Here is a 20,230-nt window from a genome sequence, read left to right on the forward strand (position 1 = left end):
AATAAAAATAGTATTATGCCACGGCCTTTTCCCGATATTCTATCGGGGAAAGGCCGTGAAGTTTTTCTTGGAACCTTTCTGTATTATAGAAGTGAATATATTCTTGAATTGCTCGATAGGCCATTTCATATGTTTTTGGGCGCACTAAATACAACTTCTCTGTTTTTAAATGTGAGAAGAATGATTCGATACACGCATTATCAAAACAGTTTCCACGTCTAGAATGACTGCCGACAAATCCTAATTTCTCTAACTGTTTTGCGTAGGATTTAGATGTATATTGAAACCCTTGATCTGAATGGAAAAGGGGCTTAGTGGTTAATGACTTCTCTTCTAATTGACGTAATGTAGTTAAAACCAAATCTAAATCATTTCTTGAAGATAGCTCCCAGACAACAATTTCATTGTTGTATAGATCTAACACAGCTGACAAATAGGCAAATTGTTCTCCGATTCGCACATAAGTAATATCTGTTACGAATTTTTGATTTTGCTTTTCGGCCTGAAACTATCCATTCAAATGATTTTTAAATATCACAGATGTTTTTCTTCCATAAAACGGACGTTTTTTTTGAATGATAGATTGAATATCCAGCTCTCTCATGAGACGACGAACACGTTTATGATTCATTACCATTCCTTATCGAGCTAAAGCACGAGTCATGCGTTTATACTCATAGTAAGGGTGCTGACGATGAATAGATAAAATATGTTCTTTATGCCACATATCCCTTTTCTGACGTAAACGCTGTACGTTATGATATTTCCGCCATTTATAGTAGCCAGCCTTAGAAACTTCTGTGATTTGAAACAGCCATCGAAGTGGATAGGCTTGGCGTAATGAATCGATAAGAGAAAATCGTTCTTTCTTTAGGACCATTCCTTCCCGTGTAGATTTGAATTGCGCTTTTTTAAATACTCAACCTGCGCCTTCAAATAAGCATTTTCTTCTACTAGACTATTAAAATTCTTTTGATTCCAGACACCACGTTGATCCTCAAAGGACTCCCCCTGTTGCGCACGTTTTACCCACTCAATAATCTGGGCATCGCTCTTCATACCGAGTTGTTCACGAATTTCTCGTAATGATTTTCTCGCTTTTAATCGAAGACGAACTGCTTCTCGCTTTAGTTCTTCTATATATTTTTGAAATGATTGTCCCTTTCTTGCCATAAAAAAATCCCCTCCAGATAAAACAGTATTGAGTCCATCATATCAGATGGACTCTTTTTTTACTGTCTACCTATAGGGGGTAATACCATAGGGTTCCTCCTTTTCTTGCTACTGATAATGATGCGCTATGTTAACCAAGCATGTATATCATATACATGACCCCTATAATTTCCTGATTTTTTACAATAAAACCTAAAAAAATTTGAGTGTCGGGGCTCAAATCCAATAAGATAACATCTGAGTCGGAAAATTAAAAAGGAAAAATAACCTTTAATAAAGAAAATTTATTTATATACGGTATACCATTACATTGCCATCTAGCTAAAATTTTATAGTACTCCCAGAACGAAAATTTGTGATAACTTGTAAGTAAAAAGCTCATTTTTTGTTTTGGAGTATTCGCTTTTCTTGATTTGATGGTGACAAAGTGGTACCCATAAATCTAAACTACCCACTGCACACAAAAATCCAAATAAAGGGAATGAAAAATACCAATACGTTTAACATTATTCCGATTTTTGCCCAAATATTTTTGTTTTCTATATATGATAAAACAGCTAGGATAAAACCAATCGCACAAAGAAATGTTGTTGAAAAAATCGAAGCTCCAAATAATATAGTAAATATGATTCTGTATTTAACATTAATAAAACATATCATTAATAAAATAGGTATTAAAATTGATATGCTTATATTTATACTACTTTTTTTCATCATAATATCCCTTTCTAAAATAGCATATGAAGAGAGCGCAAATGGAAGGTTCTTTATAGGGTTACGGCCAGCATTTCGGAAAAAAACCACAAGTGAAATAAGTAATAAAAAGTCAATTTTATTTTTACATAAACTAGGTTTTTCTAAACAAACACGTCTATTATCACATGTTTTCACATTAATATAAACATTTAAATGAAGACGAAAAACTTCAGCAATAACAATTTTTAAAAATATAAATCATAAATATATGCTCTTCTTACATATATAATACAGAGCTTGTCTTATTAAATATTAAGTTATGTAAGAAGGGAGAATCCCCTTGAAAAAAGTATTATTATTTGGAGACCCAGGTATAGATGATTCTTTGGCAATTATATACGGTTTATTGCATCCTGAAATTGAGATTGTTGGAATTGTTACAAGTTATGGAAATGTTACAAAAGAACAAACGACTCGAAATGCTGTTTACTTATTACAATTAGCTGGAAGAACAGATATCCCTGTTATAAGTGGTGCCTCTTTACCATTTCTCAATGGTTTCACTGCTTATTATCCAGAAATACATGGTGCAGAAGGACTTGGACCTATCCAACCACCAGAAAGTGTAGCATCAATTCCTATTCATAATTTTAGTCTAATTCTGTCAATTATTGAAAAATATAAGGAAGAATTAACAATTGTTGATGTAGGTAGATCCACTTCTCTTGCAATCGCTTTAAACCTTTGGAAAGAAACAATGCAAAGCATAAAAGAAATATACATAATGTCCGGAGTATTTCTTCAACCAGGAAACGTCTCACCTGTAGCTGAAGCAAATGCATATGGTGATCCAGTTTCAACCCGGTTTGTAATTAATCAATCTAAAAATTTAACAATAATTCCTTTAAACGTAACAAATTCAGCTATTTTACTTCCAAATGAAGCAAAATATATTGCAGAACACACTACTACCCCATTTAAATCATTAATTAAACCAATTTATGATTATTATTTTAGTGCCTACAAAAAATTAAACCCCAGTATTAAAGGTGCTCCTTTACATGATGTTGTTGCAATGAGTGCAATTGTCAATCCAGATTTTCTTCAATACATGTATCGAAAAGTAGAGATTGATTTAGAATCTTTAAGGGGACAGACTGTCGCAGATTTTCGACCAGGTGCAAAAGATAAGGGAGCTAGAATTGGATTGAAATTAAATCGAAAACAGTTTATTAAGAATTTTATGGAAATTATGATAGATAGAGGAACAAATTAGGGGTACAGCCACATCACTATCAAACTAATAAAACAAAATTCCCCCTAAAATGAAAAAATACGCATTCTTTCTGTAGAATCATAGGAAAGGGTGGCGTTTTTTATGTCTGTTTCTGTGTCTAATGAATTACAACTATTTGCTCAAGAGATTCAAAATTTTTTATCTCCAAATACCTTACGGGATCTTGCTAGAGATGTTGGTTTTGTACAACGAACTAGTAAGTATCAAGCAAAAGATTTAGTAGATTTATGTGTATGAGTGAGCCAAAATGTAGCTATGACTTCTTTAACTCAGTTATCTAGCTGTTTAGAAAGCATCAACAGAAGTACCCATTAGCCCTGAGGGACTGAATCAACAGTTTAATAAAACGTCCGTCCAACTTTTACAACACCTACTAGCAATTACTAAGCAAAAAATGGCCTCATCTATGCCGATTCCTTCTCCATACACTTCTATTTTCAAGCGGATTCGTATTTTAGATTCAACTACATTCTCCTAATTAATTTAATATATTGGATAATAATACCGATATCTACCTTATTGGCTAGATTATAATGGGGCGGTACGTCTAATTATTATAAACAGGCTTCTATATGCTAATCTTTTCTACCGCTTTTGTTTGACGATACTAAGGCTTCCACATTGCTTCTTTTACTGCAATCTTGATATCGTTATCACTTAAGTTCTCTCTAGCAATACCTTCTACAACTGCTTCAGTAGCTGCTGCGAAGATTCCATCTATCATAATGCTTGCACGTACAACAATTGTTCCAAGTCCTAACTCTGGGAAAAAGAAAGCACCCGCATTATCCTTCCATTTTATATGCTTTTCTAAACTTCATGGAAATAAAAGGAATAAAATAATTGTTAAATTGGATGCTGGATATAAGAAATATTCCAAGGGTACTCCATTTTAGTTTCCAAGGAAACTAAAATGGAGTATAATTATATACGTACAATAAATATCGTTTACAAATTTATTATTGTACACATTTTTGCATTAGCTCTTAATTACGAAAATAAATGGAGGGCATAAAATGGAAAATTATTATGATGTAGCGGTAATTGGTGGTGGTCCAGTTGGACTTATGACAGCATGTGAATTAGCTATTCAAGGCGTAAAAGTTGTCGTTTTAGAGAGAAGGTTAAATCGGATACGAAATTCTAGAGCACTCACACTTCACCCCCGCTCCTTAGAATTAATGGCTATGAGAGGTATTGAAAATCGATTTTTATCTAGAGGGAAGAAATCAGATACAAGCCATTTTGCTGCCCTAGATGCAAGATTAAACTTTAAAAATCTAGATACTGATTTTCCATATACGCTTTTTATTCCCCAATCTATTACAGAAGAAATATTAGAAGAGCGTGCATTGGAATTAGGTGTAAACATTAAACGTGGTCATACTTTAAAAAATTTAAAACAGTATGAAACATTCGTACAACTAGAAATAGAACGAGGAGAAACAACATATAAAATAGAAGTTCCGTATGTAGTAGGCGCTGATGGCGCAAGAAGCGTAGTTCGTGAGTTATCACATATACCTTTTAATGGAACAGATACAACAACTACTGCTATATTAGGCGATGTCATTTTAGAAGATGTACCAGATAACCCATTTTTATCTACATCTAATATAAATGGGATAATAATGATGGTACCTATTGCACCTAATGTATTTCGTTTTGCAATTGTAGATCCTAAGAATCAGACAATACCTGTTCATGTTGCTGTCACAGAAAAAGAGCTTATAGATAGTATTTATAGTATTACAGGTGAATATATTCAAATTAAAAGCTCAATATGGCTTTCTCGTTTTGGAAATGCAACCAAACTAGCAAATACTTATCAACATAAGCGTGTATTCTTGGCAGGTGATGCAGCGCATATTCATTTCCCTGCAGGAGGACAAGGTTTGAATGTAGGCCTACAAGACGCTTTTAATTTAGGATGGAAATTGGGACTCGCTATAAAACAAAAAAAATATGAAAGCCTATTAGAAAGTTATCATATTGAACGACATGCTGTGGGAAGACAATTTTTCAAGGAAGTACAAGCACAAGAACAATTAATGATAAACTTTTCAAATGCAGGTATAGAATTAAGAGAGTTATTCTCGCATTTACTCACATACCCAGAGGTGAATCAAGATTTAGCTGAAAGAGTAAGTGGCTTGGGAGTTATATATACTTCTATGTATACGAAAGAACGGCACCCATTGACAGGGAAAAGATGTACAAATTTAACTATTTCTTCTCAAAATAAGAAAACTTATAAACTCTTTGAATTGATGCAAGATGGTAAATATATTTTATTAATACATCCGTCTTATAAAGAAGAAATAGATAAAATGAACATTGATTCGTACACAAAGGTGGTTGTAGGAGAAATACAGGATTCTCAGTTAAAAAATATAGATGTCATTTTAATTCGCCCCGATGGTCATATAGCTTACATTGAGTATGACAAAAAATAAATGTAAAAAAATAGAAATAAAATTGAATAATTTTTAAAAAATCCTATTTATTAGTATAGATGGTTTTATACTAAACTATTTATAGCATAAATTTAGAGGTTTCTAATATAACTTTAAAACACTAGAATATAAAATGACCCCCACAACTATTAGCGGGGGTCATTTTATATTAAATAAAGTGCATTGAAATCACTTTCTAATTAAATCTTTCTAATTAATTCTCTATTTCGGATATTAATACTGATATCTAGCCCAAATACTACATTCATATTTTTTCAACTCTAAAGTTATCGAGAATACTACACATTGCTTTCGAAATTCTTCATATATTCCAATAATGTATAATAATGTTAATCTAGGGCGTTCTCATCTGTTCCAACTGGTGATTTAAAAAAGAGTGAAAGATGTTCCATTATTTCTAATCTGCCCTAACCAATTTTCAAAGTCAATCGTATCCCATACCTCTTTTCCATCTCCTGGAACAGGAAAATCATCAATTCTTACTTTATGATTTGTATGACTGTTAGCTATCAAAAGTAACGACTAATCAAGTAAGCTCGTAATAGCTACTAAGTGGCGGGTGGTTCACTTGAATAACACTTATTAAGTTAACAGTGAGATTAGTATAAATAATCAAATCCTCAATAAAATATAGAGGAAAAATTATAATTATATTGAATATAATAACATGTTTTTAAGTATACCTTTAAAGGGGTGTTGTCGATGAGAAAATATTTCTATCTGATTGGGCAAAAAAACAAGAGGATAACGTTTCACTAGCCCATAAACTACGTGGTTCCTCTTCAATATTAGAAGGAGAGTATCAGATTGAAGAAAATTTATTTAAATTCTATTGACAAAAGTAATTGGGAAAAAGCAATTAGACTGTCTGTTAAAGAAGAACAACAAACATTTATTGCATCCAACCTTTATTCTATCGCAGAAGTTCAATTTCTAGATAACTTCTATGCAAAAGGTATTTATCTTGATGAAAAAATGATAGGATTTACTATGTTTGGGATAGATTCTGATGATAATAATTATTGGATTTACAGACTTATGATTGATGAAGAATTTCAAGGGAAAGGTATAGGCAAACAAGCTATATATCTAATTATTGATGAGATAAGACGAAATAATTACACCAATATTCCGTTAATCATGATTGGATATAATCCTGAAAACCTTACTGCAAAATTTGCATATAAAAAAGCAGGATTTATTGAAACCGAATTATCATCTTGGGGTGAACAGTTAGCTGAGTATTCCCTATAAGCACTTAAATTTTCCACAATGACTTTTAAACTTAAAGTAATGGGTCAAATAGTTGAGCAATATAAGTAGAAATGATTAAATTTTTTATAAAAAATAATCAACTGAAAATATTAAGAGCGTGTTTTGGTTATTTTTTTCAAAACACGCTCTTTTCTTTGTCTACCTGCTAGATTCAGCAATGAAAATATTTTTAAAAGGATTTGGACTGTTAGCACTACACATACTGTTTAAACTGACAGCCAACGTATGTTTACCGCCAAGTGTACCTTCAGTAAAAGTAATGAATCCTGGAATGTCACCTGTATGTTCCCATATTGGGACACTGCTTGGAAGCTTAGTTTCATTGATTCCAAGACCGTATGAATAAAAAAACAGAAGGAGTCTATCGTGACAGACCCCTTCTAAAAAAAACAATGATTATATACATATTGGAAATAAATTTATTTTACTAATAGTGAATATTCACCATTTTTATCATCAAATTTATACACATTCAGATAATATTCCCCTGGTTTCGCTACGAATTTCCCCTTTATAGTATTTCCTTCATCTTCACCACAAGCTACGTAATTTTGCATATCTGATTCATGATAAAGTACCCATGTCATCCCAATATTTTGTTCATTTACCACAGAAATCTCTACTTCTTTTGGATCTGTAACATTAAACGTATAAACATCTGTTTGATCAGGAGTAATCAGATTTCCTTTTACAAGTTTATTAAACGGGAGTACCTTCTCCTCTTCAAGGGATTCACCTATTTGCGGATCTTGTTTTACAGTAATTTTTGTTTGTTCTTTACTTTCTTTACCTCTACTATCTTTTACTGTTAGTTCCACAGTATAAGTTCCTTTTTCTCCATATACATGGGTAGGATTAGCTTCTGTACTTGTTGTACCATCTCCAAAGTTCCATAGATAAGAAATAACTTTTCCATTTTCACTTTTTGTACCATCGCTATGAAATTGAATCTCTTCATTTACTATCCCGCTGTATGGTCCATTCATATTTACTATAGTAGTCGTTTTTTCCTTTTCCTCTGTTGCAACACCATGAAAAACAATATCATATTCAAACTGGTTAGCTGCATTCACACGATAGTTTACGAAATAGGCTGTAACTGTTTTATAACCACTCCAACCTTTTTGGGATAACTGCTCTAAAGTTTGGTTTACTTGTTTACTCATCGCTTTCCAATCTTCAGACTCACCTTTTGATGTACCACCTGTGTACTTGCCTTCCACGGTAAATGTATTAAAGAATTGCGACTCATATTTTGTAATTTTGGCACCTTTTATATTTGCTACATCCACAATTTCGTTTTTCACTTCAGCTAGCGGCTTTGGTGCGTGTTGAATTAAATAATCATTTGTTACTTGCGGTACATTATATTTATCTTGATTATCAATCAACTGCTGCATATACGCTTGATATTCTGCATTCAATTGTGTATTGTTGCTCAATGATTCACGATATGAGTCATAATTTTTCACATCGTTTGTACGGATTAAATCTTGAAGCTTATCAAATGTTTCAAATTGATGATTATACAAATATGACTGTAGTGCAAAGGAATACTTATAAAAGTCCCATGATCCATATTTTGAGAACAAAGTTTGCTTTGCTGTATAACGGCTTGCTGGATTAGATGATAAGCCACTTATCATACTTTTACGCGGAACAACATTATTTGTACGTGTAGATCCTGCAAAAAATTCTGCATTCCCTTCTTGGAACCAAGTTAATCGTTCATTTTGATACATTTCTCCGCTTCCAAATAAACCAGGAACCTCATATCTTCCTTGTAAATAGTGAGTGAATTCATGACGGAACAACTCTTCTAAACTATAAATACTCTGCTTTGGCGTACGCTCATATGTAAAGAAAGTCCCCTTCTCTTCAATATAAATTCCACCGTTGTTTGTTTCATATCCATATAATTGTCTATTTAATTGATATTCATCTGGATTATTATAAATTACTATTGTTAGTACATCATCAGCATTTCCCGGTTCTAGTGCTTTATCATTACCAATTACACGGTGATATTGTGCTTTTACTTCCTTGGCTGCCCAATATAATCTCTTAATTTTTTCTTCTGTTACTTTATCTCCCGTCTTAAAGACAATAGATCCGTCATCAAATGTATATGTTTTAGGTAAGTATTGTTGTTTCCCTTCTTCACGTATTTTCTGTAAATCTACTGCATTTCCACTATAATCTTTTCCACCATAGTTTGTTTTCATTTGTTCTACTGCTACAAAATAAGCTCCACTTAAACGAGGATACAAGTTCATCGCTTGTGTAATAACTTCCAATCCTTTGTTTGGATTACTATGAAATTTCCCTAAACGTCCTGCATAATAAATGCCATTATTAATTAACCAACTATTTTCATTTGTTATATTCCCCACGAGAGCAATTCTACTAACCTCATTTATAAAGTTATCAATCTTTCCATACCACATTGTTTCATTAGGTTTCTTATTCGTATCCTGTAAATAAGACTGTATATCATAATCAATTCCTTTTACAATTTCATATACAGCTTGTCCTTTTGCATAATTACTTACATACGTAGAAAGGTTATCATTATAGTGTTTTAAAATATTTATCGCATACTGCACTGTTTCAGTATCACTAGAAGCATTACTAATTAATTTTCCATACGCAGCTATTACCCTATCTTGCTCGGCTGTACCTAATGCAAAGTTGGGATTTCTTGCAATTGCTTTTAATGCTGGTAAACATTTGTCATGGAAGCTTCTCTCTTTTAAGTAACTTAATTCATTATTATAATATCCCACATAAAAAGCAGAACGTAGTACTTCAACAAATGTTTCAATGCCCTTTGAGTCCTCTTTAGTAAACGATTTTCCTCGTTGTCCTAATTCATTAATGATAACGTTCATGCGTTCTTTATTCTGATAAAATGCTTTCGTATCTTGATTAAATTGAAATAAATCAGTAATTTGATTCCAAGAAATTTTTGAGAGTGTGTCAATGAGTTCGTTATCAGGCATTTTATTCAGTTCTGCCAGAGAGTAGCTTTGCTTTAATTGAATTTCATCACGTTTCATAACCAGAGTAGGACGTTGTGAAAAATCGCCTACTTTTAAACGCTCTTCAAAAGTCAATGTTTCGTCAGTTTTTGTAGCATGTACGATTTCATCTTTTGAAGTTTCTGTCCCAATTGGTTTTATCTGTAAGATATTATAGGGTACTTTTTCTTCTGCTGATACCTGTGTTTGAATACTTCCAAATGATAATGCCACCGTACTAATCCCAATCATCATTTGAGTAAATTTTAAATTCTTATTCATAATGTTTCCTCCAATTATATATTCCATCAAAGAATATAACATTTTATATACAGTAATTATTTAAATATGTAACATTTCATATTACATTACATGTATTTATAGATAATATAATTCAAGGAGTAACATTATTAAATTACTTTCTTCTTCCCATCCTTTCATATGAATTATTTAATTTTTTTATTTTTTATTTACATATTCGTTATACGAATCCAATATCTCTAGTAAGGTCCCGTTAGATATTTGGAGAAAATAGTTATAATTCATCAAATAAAATATACCTAATCGCATATCTATATAGTGAGATACTACCTCATGTTTGTATACAAACAATTCACGATTTGCATACTGTATTAAGAGCCCTCCTATGACATAGAAATCTTAGTCACTTACTCTAAAAAATCCACACCCACCAATACCTCTGTAGATGTGGATTTTTAACTTTATTTAGAAATGTAAAATATTTAAAAATTCTATCTATGTAATTTATAAACTTACAAATTATAACGTAACTAATCCTATTCAACACATACATATGGCACTAGCAGTTTTTAATTTTTTATCATCTAAAAAAAGAATTATGTACTTTTATACCGATACATTCTAAATAATGGCACTTACAATTATTTAAGGATGTGAAATACTAGTGGGTATAACTCCAAATACTTTTTAGTAATTTCATGAATCGGGAAATTGAATCAGTTGTAGATTCATTTTTTAATAAGGGATATTTTATAATGTAGGATTATGTATTAATGAAGAAATAATTCTGTTTACAAGATCATCTGTTATCCACTCTGTTTGCATATCGTCGGAATCACTTTGATTCATCGAATCAATAAACTTTTTAAATTTCGGAAATAAGACTATGGAGGTAATCCAATAAATAGCATGGCTTGTCGAAAAGAAATGAAAAACTCCTTGTTCTTTCCCTTCCAATAAGATTTCTTTTAATTGTCCAAAATTCCCAATAATATATGGTTTTATTTTTTCTAATTGTGAACTTTCTTTGATAATTGCCTCATATGCAAGCGTTCCAATTTCAGGATGTTGTTTTATATGTGCAATAAAGAAAGTTAAATATTGTCTTAGAGCAGTTTTAGGATTATGCTGCGTTTCTTCAAGAAAATTTGGTAGTTTTTTTGCAAAACCATATTTTTTAAATACCTCTAAGTAAAGGTTCTCTTTTCCGTTAAAATAACACGAAGCCATAGCAACATTCACCTTTGCTTCTTTTGCAATTTCTTGGATACTTGTACCATCATATCCACTCTCTCCAAATTTTTTCTTAGCCGCTTCTAAAATATTTTCAATTGTTTGTTCGCGAGATTTTCCCATTCTCTACACCTCATATTAAAATTAATGAATTTCAAAAAAATATTATGTGCTTTATATCACAACTTTTCCATAAGATTTAATTATATATTTCGAATAATAATTTAACAAATAATTGAATATTAAGCACTCCTTATAAAACCCTTTTCTCCCCACTAATAAAAAAAGGCTGGAGACTATCTATTTCAATAGTTAATCTCTAGCCTTTTACTGGAATAATTAAAAGTTAAAGGATATTGGATTTTTTAATCTCAATAATTTATTTTACCACTTGTACAGATGCTGGTTTCCACCCCTGATTCTCTACCCAATCAATATTAACCTTATATTTTTTATTATTTTGTTTATCTCGTACATTACCGTAGGCTTTATTATTACCATTATTTCCAATAAAATCGAAAATCAATTGGCTCTCTGGAACATCAACAGCATAAGAGATTGCTTTTTTCATCTCACTCCAATCTACTGTTCCTTCTTTAAATTTCATTTCAGGTTTTGCTCCTTGCTCTGTACCAATTGGCTTCCATGAAGGATTAGTTTGAGGATCCTTTTCTTGAGATACCGTTTTTTCTTCCTCTTTATTTTCATTTCCGTTCGTTTTTACCGTTTTTTCTACTTTTTGTTTCCCTTCTAACTGTGCTGCTTCTTTATCTTCGCTTTTCTTTTCTTCTATCTTTGCTATTTCTTTATCTTCAGTTTTCTTCTCTTCTAACTTTGTTGCTTCTTTACCTTCAGTTTTCTTCTCTTCTAACTTTGCTGTTTCTTTATCTTCGGTTTTCTTCTCTTCTATCTTTGCTGTTTCTTTATCTTCGGTTTTCTTCTCTTCTATCTTTGCTGTTTCTTTATCTTCAGTTTTCTTCTTTTCTATCTTTGTTACTTTCTTTTCTTGAGCAATTGCTTTCGTTGATGTATTAGAAGGGGTAAACAATTGGTATGTCACTATACCAACTGTCACTAATACCAAAGTAAATGCAATATTAAAAATTGCCTTTTGACGACGATTCTGTTGTTTTTCTTGAAATCTGCTTACTTGTCCCATTCTTCAAACCTCCGTGTTTACTTTCTCCTCTACTCTTTATGTATTATCCCTAAAATTCTTAATATTTTTATTAAACAATAGAAATAAACTACACTTTCCATACAGGATTTCATATCATAATATAATTTGTGTTTTTTCAAGTATCTGACATATGTTATTCAAAATAGTTTAATACATTAAAAATTGATAAGCTTCTGCACTTAAGAAACCTTCAATTTTATTCAAAGGTGATTCCAATTACGTCCACATTAGATCTCCTGTAGAAAGCTTTTTAACAATTAAACCTCTTCTTCCCTTATTAATAATTTTAAAATTAAATTTCCCTCTATAGTATAATAAAGATGTTTCGTTTTCTAATGGGGTATGTCGTAAAATCAAAAGAGATTTTATCTCTTTTACCTTCTTTTCAGAGTAAAGTTCACCACTAGGAAATTCTATTATTCCTAATGTAATCTTTAATTCGCTCTCATCAAAAGTCCACTCTTTATTAAGTTCTCTTATCTTTTGTATAAAGCTTCTTTTGGTTTGTCCTATATAGAGCAATGTTACATTCTTAGCATATACTCTAGAGATTGCAAATATCCCCTTCTTAGAAGCTTCTTCCCTATTATAAAAGTCATTTATACTATACATGCCATACCACTTAATATGTACTGTTTCTATGAATCTCACCTCATTTTTAGACAATATTATAATTTCTGAATGTTCAAATTATTATGAGCGCATAGTCTTGATTACTTGAATTATAAATTGTGCTTTTCAATAATACATTTTATTATTACTAATTTCAATAATGAAGAAAAAATACAATATTATAGTTTAATTACAAAGCTGTATAAAAAACAAAGTGATATCGTGCCACATATTTTCTTTTTTTACAATATCAAACTATCGCGAACAAAATTTAGAAAGTTATGGAATAAAAATAGAGATGTTTTTGCAACTCATTGATTTTTTACCAAACACGTATAAAAACCAATAATATGAAAATAAACGACTGGCTAAAAGTTTACTTGCAATAAAATAAAAAAAGAACCTGCAAATTTGCAGATTCTCCTGATAATGATTTATATAAGTAAGACTCGAAAATATAATACAATGATTCAAAAATAAGTTCAAGTAAATCCAAAGAACCCGCTGGAGTTCGGGTTCTTTCAGAAGTGATGATGTTTTCTCGGATTTGCAAAGTGAGAAAATACAAGAATATAATACATCGAGATTTAGAGAATTTCAATACTTAAATTAGAGGTTATTTTAATATGATGTAACATCAGCATTTTGGAGGAATAGCAATGAATACCTTATACATTTCCAGTCTACATAACGCTTTATTATCAGTAGAAAGAAAAAGTAAATCCCTACTTTCACAAGAAATCCGCCTTTTTACTCTATTCATTTTTTGATACATTCCCATCCACGGTTTTAGGGTTCTCTTTTGTACTGTGTTAGCCGAAAAATTTTATAAATCATAATTCGTTTTTCCTCCACCTGTTTCACCCTTTCTACACCCTAGTTTTACAAAATAAGAGGTCATCAAAACTTATATTTATTACTTTCTGTTATCTCCTCTCTCTTGTTCTATGCATAGTCTATTTGAATTTTTATTAGCTACTAAAAAATTTACAGGACGATTAAAAAAAGCCAAGTGCATTGCACTCGGCTTTATGGTCGATTAAACATTTTTACTTCAGACGTATTAAACTGATGTAGATAGTCTTTAGTAGAAGTATAGCCTGAATTCATGAGTGTTTTCTTTTCTTCTTCTGTGATATCGAAATTAAATGACGGCGTAAAGAATGTATTGATAAATACAGTGCGGGCAGCATCTTCTTTGGTTGTTTTTCCACTCTCATGACCTTTGATCATGGTTTGAGACAAATTCCATGCAAAATGAATAAGAGAATGGCCAATATGATGTTCTGTTGAAGTTGCGATATGTTTTAACATGGCAACCTCGGCCTGAGATTCTAAACGGAAACCTAGTGTTTCTTTGTTGTAGACAATTTCATCTGTAGGATCAAAGAAAGATGCATTGTATTTCGTGTGTAAGCTTCTTAGTGTAGAATGATCCTCCATATTGCTTATCAGTTTATTAACCTCGTCAATCGTATCTGTGGTCGTGAAGTGTTCTTCCTTATTCACAAAACTTTTCCGATCAAATAAACGAATTGGGTAGTTATCGAGTACACCTCCGTCTACATAATAATCTTTATCCCATTCCACAGATTTAAAAAAGAATGGGATGGACATCGAAATCCGCACAGCAACTACTAACGGGACATCAGGTGTCGTTTCGCGAGAGAACGTACGAAGCTCGTGTGTAGAAACGTTCGTTCCTTGGAAAAACACGTCTTTTCCTGTTTTGTCATACAACTGCTGAAAAGTTGTGTCCTTACTCCCTGTCCACTTTTCAACAATCTTTCCTACCCACTCAGTGAAGAAATCCCCTTTATAGATACCAAAACCATCAAAAAATAAACGAATGTTATCTTGTACAATCGAAAAATCATCATCTTTAAACGCTTTGAAATTCATGTCTTTGTGGATTTTTACAAGATCTGCGAATGGAATAGAAAGACCTAAAAGTAATGCAGTAATCGCTCCTGCTGAAGTACCCCCAAATCGTTGTATTTCTGGTAAAATCCCTTCTTCATTTAGTGCACGGATGGCACCTATATAAGCGCTTCCCTTTACCCCGCCACCTTCAAATACTAAGTTACGAAATGGATATGCCATTATATACCTCCAATAGAGAAATTTTCGATCTGTTATAGTATCGGAATTATATTGAAATATATTCCAAATCTTATTAAAAAGGTTTCATGTCCTCCGATACGTATGGCCAAATTATCTTTATTTAATGGATGAATTGTTTGAAAGAGAAGGAATTTGCTTGGAATGGTAATTTAGTAGGATAGGAAACAGGAAGCGGAGCGCATCTTTGGATACACTGACTAATATCCCCTTTTGAAATTGTATATAACGTAACTTCTTTTCCAATGCATCCTCCTAGTAAAATCACGAGTAAGAAATCAAGGAACAACCTATATTTCATAAAGTCCTCACTCTCTTTAACATGCAATCCAGTAAAATATTTTTTTCAAATACGTAGAAATATGGTTTAACCAGTAATCAATGATCAGGTCTTCTTAACTTAAGTAAACCTAAATCTATTTGTCTCCATACAGAAAGAGATAAATAGTTTTGTTCCTATTCATGAAATAGTACAATATATGCAAAATTACATATCTAATTAATTGCTTTTAATGTTATATTTTAATAGCGATGAATGCTATTATTTCATAAGTTGTCAACAAGCGTTATGTATGTATGAGAAAAAGGAAGGAGCCAAATAGGCCCCTTCCTTTTTCTACTAATTAACTAAATTACTCTCTGGTAAAAATTTAAATAGTAATGCTCATTTACAGGCGTCTCATTATGCATTAAACATGCTAACTTTGCTTGCTGTCGGAAAAATTAAAAACGATAGCAAGCAAAGTTATTAAGAGACAAAAATTCATCAACACGAAGACAGATTTGTCTTGGCTAGATAAATTTGGTGATAAATACAGGAAGTAACTCTTACGATTCAATGATTCTTTTTCCTGCCTTCTACCCTTGCCACTTCTGTTTCATGACTTGTAAATAGAGATCTTCAAACTCGTTAAAATGGACGCGAAAAACACCTAATGTATCGATATAAGCAGAAATCACATCTTTTTCATTAAAATGGATACCTTCCTGTGCTAAGTCATAGCTATCATTAAGGCTGTATAAATCAAAATATTCTTCTTCCCAATACAAGCCTCTATTTACTAGTAATCGAGTAGAGCAAGTAATAGCTTGTTTAATATTCCATTTCTGAGCTACTAACTTTTCATTTAAGACTGAAAGAAGGATGTTTACCGAGGGGTTTTCATCAACTATGCGGCTATATGACAGTAAAGCCGATTCTATATATATCAGCTTTGCTTTAGACATTAAAGATATCTCCATAATTTCATATGGCGGGTGATCATTTGCTTCAATCAACCTATCGCACCATGAAATAACCTCCTCTCTATTCCAAAGTCCGCAGCCTAGTCCTAATGCATACAAGTGGGCTAAAGTTTGATAAGATTTCAATATGTTTCACCTTCAATTTAACTGTATAGTGGTATTGCATTCATTTTGGAAATAATCACGCTTAGTAATAAATATAATAAGCTGCCCAAACGGACAGCTTATTTGCATTAAAAACGCTACACATGAACGTTTGCTTTTTTTCGACGCACAAGCCACCAAACTAAAGATAGCAGTACTAGGGGAAACGGAAATATCTGAATAAACAAAAATACTTCCCAAAAATCGTGCATCGTACTACCAGGGGAATCTGTTGCCATCCCGCCAATAAAAAAAGACAATGGAATGACAAGTATATTTATACCTAAGCTAATCATTAGGAATGATAGATTCTTCTTCCAGATTACTGGTAATGCAGCCGCGATTAATAAAACCAATGCAGTACCCAGTATAAGAAACAGTGCTCCAAATAAAAATACAAAGTATAAAATAGCATTGATTAAAGGTTCCACAATAGCCCTCCTAAGGATTCATTCTATAGAAACACTCATGTTATTTAGAAAGTCAGGATGCTATACCTCTTAGTTGTCTTTCAATTTCTTCATCGCTATAGTCTTCATTTATCTGCTTAGAATACTTAATCTACTTGCTTATATTCTGGACTGCGTTAGGACATATGTTTCTATTGTACAACCAGCTGGCAAGAAACCCACACTTATCCCTGCTAATACGGTACCTTTAAAGGCTCTGTTCATATTCATTTGCCCCTTTTATCTTTTCGTATTTTTTCTCCATCCATAGACAGTCCATTATGAACGTTTTCATTATAAGTATTGTCTGCTGTTACTGTTTTACTTTCCTTACTATCTGTTTCGGCCCTGATTCTTCTCATTTACCGTTTCAGTATTACGCTTCAATCCGCATTATCATCACATAAAAAGGACATACCTATTCATATATACTCCTTTATTATTTTATATTGAAATAAATAATGGTTCAAAGTTATTTTGTGAAAATTATACAAAAATTAATAATTCATCGATTACCCAACAATAGATAATATGGATAAAGAAAAAATACTAGAGAATATCACATTGTAGTAGTCTCTAGTATCTTTTCATAGTATTTTAGCGGCTATGCAATACGGAGGGATAAAAAAGGACCTCTTACGGAAAGATAAGAGGTCATCAATAAGATAAAAATGTTGTATTTGAAACACGCGAGTTTCTAATTCACATCATAACACAATATATTCATATATTCAATATATACATTTAAGATAAGGAATATTACATCATTGAAGATTACGGTAAACCAGGAGATAGTGCTGAAAATGAACCTACTTTGCGCAACATTTTCCAAAAAAAGTATGCGGATGTCGCACCTGCTAAGACATTTTGAATAATCTTTGCAGCTGCTACATCAACGGGTAATTTATTGTATTTCCAATCTAGAGAATCAATTGTACAATCCCATACTTTTAAAACTAGTGAAATAGATCTTTTTAATTACATACTTAATTTATTTTTTAATGTCCAATATTTTTCTCCATTAGCTTCAAAAGAGAATTCTACCCATCCATTCGGATCTTCACGATAAATAAAGATGGTTGTTCCAGGAGTTACTGTACCAACTTTATTCTCCTCGACAGCTACATCTGGTCTACTTTTAATTTTTAAATTAAATGGATAAGGTACCTGATAGTAAGTAGCTGATGATACAACATTTGAGCTTGAACCGTCTGCATACATTTTATATGGAATTTCATTAGATAACGCGTCGACATCTAATGTTTCAGGATTCTTTGGTAATTTTTTTGCATATGTATAGTCTTCTACACGAAACGGTTTAATACGTTCCATAATACCCGCAATTTTCTTAGCCCAGCCTTTATCTGATGCATATTTCACGTTCATGCCAGTTAATGTTGACCCGTTATAATACATACCACTTTCTTCTAAATATCTTTCTCGTACATAATTAGCATTATAAGCAATACTATCGCCGTAGCTTGGTAAATATTTCGCATATTTAAACGGATCTCCATCATATGCACGTAGACCGAATAAATTATGTTTTTGATATGCGATTTCTGATTTTCCGTATCCAGATTCTAAAATCGCATGCGCTACTAAATAATGAGCACTCACGCCATATTGATTTTGCGCATTGATAAAATCTTGTCCATGTCCAACTAAGGGACTATCTGAATGATATTTTGCAATAAAACTATCAATCTCTTGAGCTGTAATTTTCGAAGCCACTGTTAAATTTAAATCTTCATATGAGGTAGCAGTAATAACCTCTTTTTCATCGTTTAAATTTTGTTGTAACATATCTGTTTTTGCAGTAAGTTGAGCAGCTTCAGCACGTGTTATAAATCTATTTGGTTGCCAACCGTTCTCGGTACCATTAGAAATTTTTAAATCTATTAAAATATTGGCATGTTTTTCTCCCCAATGCCCTTTTAAATCTTCAAATCTAACCTGCTCGTTATGATTTGCTGTGCTTTGTAGTTTATATGCATTTACTAGCATGGTAGCCATAGCAGCACGAGTTACTTTTCCGGATGGATTAAAGATTCCATTCCCTTCACCTTTAACAATACCAGCTTTTTCAGCAGCAGCAATATAAGGAGTAGCCCAGTGGTTTTGTGAATCTGTAAAAGATGGTTTTGCATTAGGCTCAATTTTTATACCTAAAACTTTTGTCATAATTTTTGTAGCCGAAGCTCTGTCTAAGGAGTCATTTGAACCAAAAGTTCCATCTGGATAACCATTTAATACCTGTTTATCAACTAAATAGTTAACGGATTTATCAGCCCATGTAGGAACATCAGGGAATTTATAAGTATCTGCTAAAATATTAGAAGAATAGGATAATATAGCTCCTGCAAGGATACCTGTTGCAATTAATTTGTGCTTCATTAAAATAAACACCTCTACCATTGTATTTATCAAATTGAGATTTTCTATTTTTATATTTACATGTTTGTAATAATAATAAAATCGTATTATCACGCATTCAATTTGATGTAACGAGTATAGTTACTTATATACACAAGTGTCAATGAATTTCTTTTACAAAAATACATAATATTTACATGATTTTATAATTGACTTATGTATAAATTTTGTAAAGGACTTTTTGATAGATTTTACCTGAAGAAATCTCTTTAGTTGTTAATTTGCCAATCTTTCTCGTTTACTATTAATCAATTAAAAAAAGAATTTTTTGTTTAAAAATCTTAAGTTGATGGATGTGTGAACGTACCGCTACTAAAATTCTTGCTTTTAATTTATTATTACTGTATTATATTTACGTATCAATATAAGGATTATGGTATATAAAAAGGAATCAAGTCTATAAGTAAGATTTAAATCCTTTTCCAATTCAAAAAGATTTTGCCAAAATCTAATATAATTTATGCTTATCTTTTTAGTATGTATCTAGTAAAAACATATTTTTTATCCATAGAATTCTGTTTTCAATGATATGAATTAGTGTTCTAAACAAGGAATCCTACAAAGTGATCTGAAAAAACTGAGAGATATTGTATGTAGTTTGCTCATCTCCA

At 31.8% G+C, this 20,230-nt stretch carries 14 protein-coding genes and 6 pseudogenes; 5 read left to right on the top strand and 15 right to left on the bottom strand.

What is annotated here, in order from left to right:
- Positions 1-13: 13 nt before the first annotated feature.
- Positions 14-1,173 (bottom strand): annotated as a pseudogene (locus ACTFP3_RS22250) (IS3 family transposase).
- A gap of 447 nt (positions 1,174-1,620) precedes the next feature.
- A complete protein-coding gene (locus tag ACTFP3_RS22255; protein WP_440011340.1) occupies positions 1,621-1,890 on the bottom strand; it encodes an amino acid carrier protein in 270 nt (89 codons plus the stop codon).
- Between the two features lie 319 nt (positions 1,891-2,209).
- On the opposite strand from ACTFP3_RS22255, the gene ACTFP3_RS22260 reads away from it, so the two are divergent.
- Positions 2,210-3,145, top strand: coding sequence for a nucleoside hydrolase (locus ACTFP3_RS22260; RefSeq protein WP_434714367.1), 936 nt, complete (start codon positions 2,210-2,212; stop codon positions 3,143-3,145).
- Between the two features lie 102 nt (positions 3,146-3,247).
- A pseudogene (locus ACTFP3_RS22265) lies at positions 3,248-3,638 on the top strand (IS4 family transposase); the annotation flags it as partial.
- Positions 3,639-3,773: 135 nt separating this feature from the next.
- Here ACTFP3_RS22265 and ACTFP3_RS22270 read toward each other — a convergent pair.
- Positions 3,774-3,944, bottom strand: a pseudogene (locus tag ACTFP3_RS22270) (malic enzyme-like NAD(P)-binding protein); the annotation flags it as partial.
- Positions 3,945-4,182: 238 nt separating this feature from the next.
- On the opposite strand from ACTFP3_RS22270, the gene ACTFP3_RS22275 reads away from it, so the two are divergent.
- Positions 4,183-5,622 carry an FAD-dependent oxidoreductase gene (locus tag ACTFP3_RS22275; RefSeq protein ID WP_434714365.1) on the top strand — a complete coding sequence of 480 codons (1,440 nt, stop codon included), beginning with the start codon at positions 4,183-4,185 and terminating at the stop codon, positions 5,620-5,622.
- A gap of 387 nt (positions 5,623-6,009) precedes the next feature.
- Here ACTFP3_RS22275 and ACTFP3_RS22280 read toward each other — a convergent pair whose 3' ends face one another.
- Complete coding sequence (locus tag ACTFP3_RS22280) at positions 6,010-6,156, bottom strand: hypothetical protein (RefSeq protein WP_434714363.1); 147 nt, start codon at positions 6,154-6,156, stop codon at positions 6,010-6,012.
- A gap of 294 nt (positions 6,157-6,450) precedes the next feature.
- On the opposite strand from ACTFP3_RS22280, the gene ACTFP3_RS22285 reads away from it, so the two are divergent.
- The gene (locus tag ACTFP3_RS22285) at positions 6,451-6,897 is read left to right on the top strand and encodes a GNAT family N-acetyltransferase (RefSeq protein WP_434714361.1); all 447 of its coding nucleotides are present in this window, start codon (positions 6,451-6,453) and stop codon (positions 6,895-6,897) included.
- 159 nt (positions 6,898-7,056) lie between these two features.
- On the opposite strand, the pseudogene ACTFP3_RS22290 reads toward ACTFP3_RS22285, so the two are convergent.
- The 9 genes and pseudogenes from ACTFP3_RS22290 to ACTFP3_RS22330 all read right to left on the bottom strand — a co-directional run.
- Positions 7,057-7,257 (bottom strand): annotated as a pseudogene (locus ACTFP3_RS22290) (peptide hydrolase); the annotation flags it as partial.
- An 80-nt stretch (positions 7,258-7,337) separates the two neighbouring features.
- Positions 7,338-10,220 (bottom strand): collagenase ColA, encoded by a 2,883-nt coding sequence (gene colA / locus ACTFP3_RS22295; protein WP_440011294.1) that lies wholly within the window; start codon positions 10,218-10,220, stop codon positions 7,338-7,340.
- 729 nt (positions 10,221-10,949) lie between these two features.
- The gene (locus tag ACTFP3_RS22300) at positions 10,950-11,555 is read right to left on the bottom strand and encodes a TetR/AcrR family transcriptional regulator (protein WP_440011296.1); all 606 of its coding nucleotides are present in this window, start codon (positions 11,553-11,555) and stop codon (positions 10,950-10,952) included.
- A gap of 256 nt (positions 11,556-11,811) precedes the next feature.
- Positions 11,812-12,591 (bottom strand): DUF1510 family protein, encoded by a 780-nt coding sequence (locus ACTFP3_RS22305; protein WP_440011298.1) that lies wholly within the window; start codon positions 12,589-12,591, stop codon positions 11,812-11,814.
- A gap of 237 nt (positions 12,592-12,828) precedes the next feature.
- Entirely contained in the window at positions 12,829-13,263 is a 435-nt protein-coding gene (locus ACTFP3_RS22310) for a sodium:proton symporter (protein ID WP_157418885.1), read from the bottom strand.
- A gap of 990 nt (positions 13,264-14,253) precedes the next feature.
- Complete coding sequence (locus ACTFP3_RS22315; RefSeq protein ID WP_025709603.1) at positions 14,254-15,327, bottom strand: patatin-like phospholipase family protein; 1,074 nt, start codon at positions 15,325-15,327, stop codon at positions 14,254-14,256.
- An 876-nt stretch (positions 15,328-16,203) separates the two neighbouring features.
- Positions 16,204-16,716 carry a hypothetical protein gene (locus ACTFP3_RS22320; RefSeq protein WP_000844534.1) on the bottom strand — a complete coding sequence of 171 codons (513 nt, stop codon included), beginning with the start codon at positions 16,714-16,716 and terminating at the stop codon, positions 16,204-16,206.
- Positions 16,717-16,832: 116 nt separating this feature from the next.
- Positions 16,833-17,165 carry a hypothetical protein gene (locus ACTFP3_RS22325; RefSeq protein ID WP_440011300.1) on the bottom strand — a complete coding sequence of 111 codons (333 nt, stop codon included), beginning with the start codon at positions 17,163-17,165 and terminating at the stop codon, positions 16,833-16,835.
- A 245-nt stretch (positions 17,166-17,410) separates the two neighbouring features.
- On the bottom strand, positions 17,411-17,545 hold the full coding sequence (locus ACTFP3_RS22330) for a hypothetical protein (RefSeq protein ID WP_002024095.1): 135 nt from the start codon (positions 17,543-17,545) through the stop codon (positions 17,411-17,413).
- Between the two features lie 398 nt (positions 17,546-17,943).
- Between ACTFP3_RS22330 and ACTFP3_RS22335 the strand changes: the two are divergent.
- Positions 17,944-18,036, top strand: a pseudogene (locus tag ACTFP3_RS22335) (peptidase M56); the annotation flags it as partial.
- Here the strand turns inward: ACTFP3_RS22335 and ACTFP3_RS22340 are convergent.
- Together ACTFP3_RS22340 and ACTFP3_RS22345 are read right to left on the bottom strand one after the other, a co-directional pair.
- Positions 18,024-18,137: pseudogene (locus tag ACTFP3_RS22340) on the bottom strand (polysaccharide deacetylase); the annotation flags it as partial. The pseudogenes ACTFP3_RS22335 and ACTFP3_RS22340 sit on opposite strands and share 13 nt — an antisense overlap.
- Before the next feature lie 24 nt (positions 18,138-18,161).
- Positions 18,162-19,580: an S-layer homology domain-containing protein gene (locus ACTFP3_RS22345; protein WP_440011302.1), complete on the bottom strand. Its 1,419-nt coding sequence runs from the start codon at positions 19,578-19,580 to the stop codon at positions 18,162-18,164.
- Positions 19,581-20,230 lie beyond the last annotated feature (650 nt).

Origin of the sequence: Bacillus cereus group sp. MYBK5-2, assembly GCF_051915685.1 — a bacterium.
Taxonomy (GTDB): Bacteria; Bacillota; Bacilli; order Bacillales; family Bacillaceae_G; genus Bacillus_A; species Bacillus_A cereus.

Coding starts and splice junctions, on each gene's coding strand:
- ACTFP3_RS22255 (WP_440011340.1), bottom strand. CDS start 1,890: ATGATGAAAAAAAGTAGTATAAATATAAGCATATCAATTTTAATACCT.
- ACTFP3_RS22275 (WP_434714365.1), top strand. CDS start 4,183: ATGGAAAATTATTATGATGTAGCGGTAATTGGTGGTGGTCCAGTTGGA.
- colA (WP_440011294.1), bottom strand. CDS start 10,220: ATGAATAAGAATTTAAAATTTACTCAAATGATGATTGGGATTAGTACG.
- ACTFP3_RS22300 (WP_440011296.1), bottom strand. CDS start 11,555: ATGGGAAAATCTCGCGAACAAACAATTGAAAATATTTTAGAAGCGGCT.
- ACTFP3_RS22305 (WP_440011298.1), bottom strand. CDS start 12,591: ATGGGACAAGTAAGCAGATTTCAAGAAAAACAACAGAATCGTCGTCAA.
- ACTFP3_RS22315 (WP_025709603.1), bottom strand. CDS start 15,327: ATGGCATATCCATTTCGTAACTTAGTATTTGAAGGTGGCGGGGTAAAG.
- ACTFP3_RS22330 (WP_002024095.1), bottom strand. CDS start 17,545: ATGAGAAGAATCAGGGCCGAAACAGATAGTAAGGAAAGTAAAACAGTA.
- ACTFP3_RS22345 (WP_440011302.1), bottom strand. CDS start 19,580: ATGAAGCACAAATTAATTGCAACAGGTATCCTTGCAGGAGCTATATTA.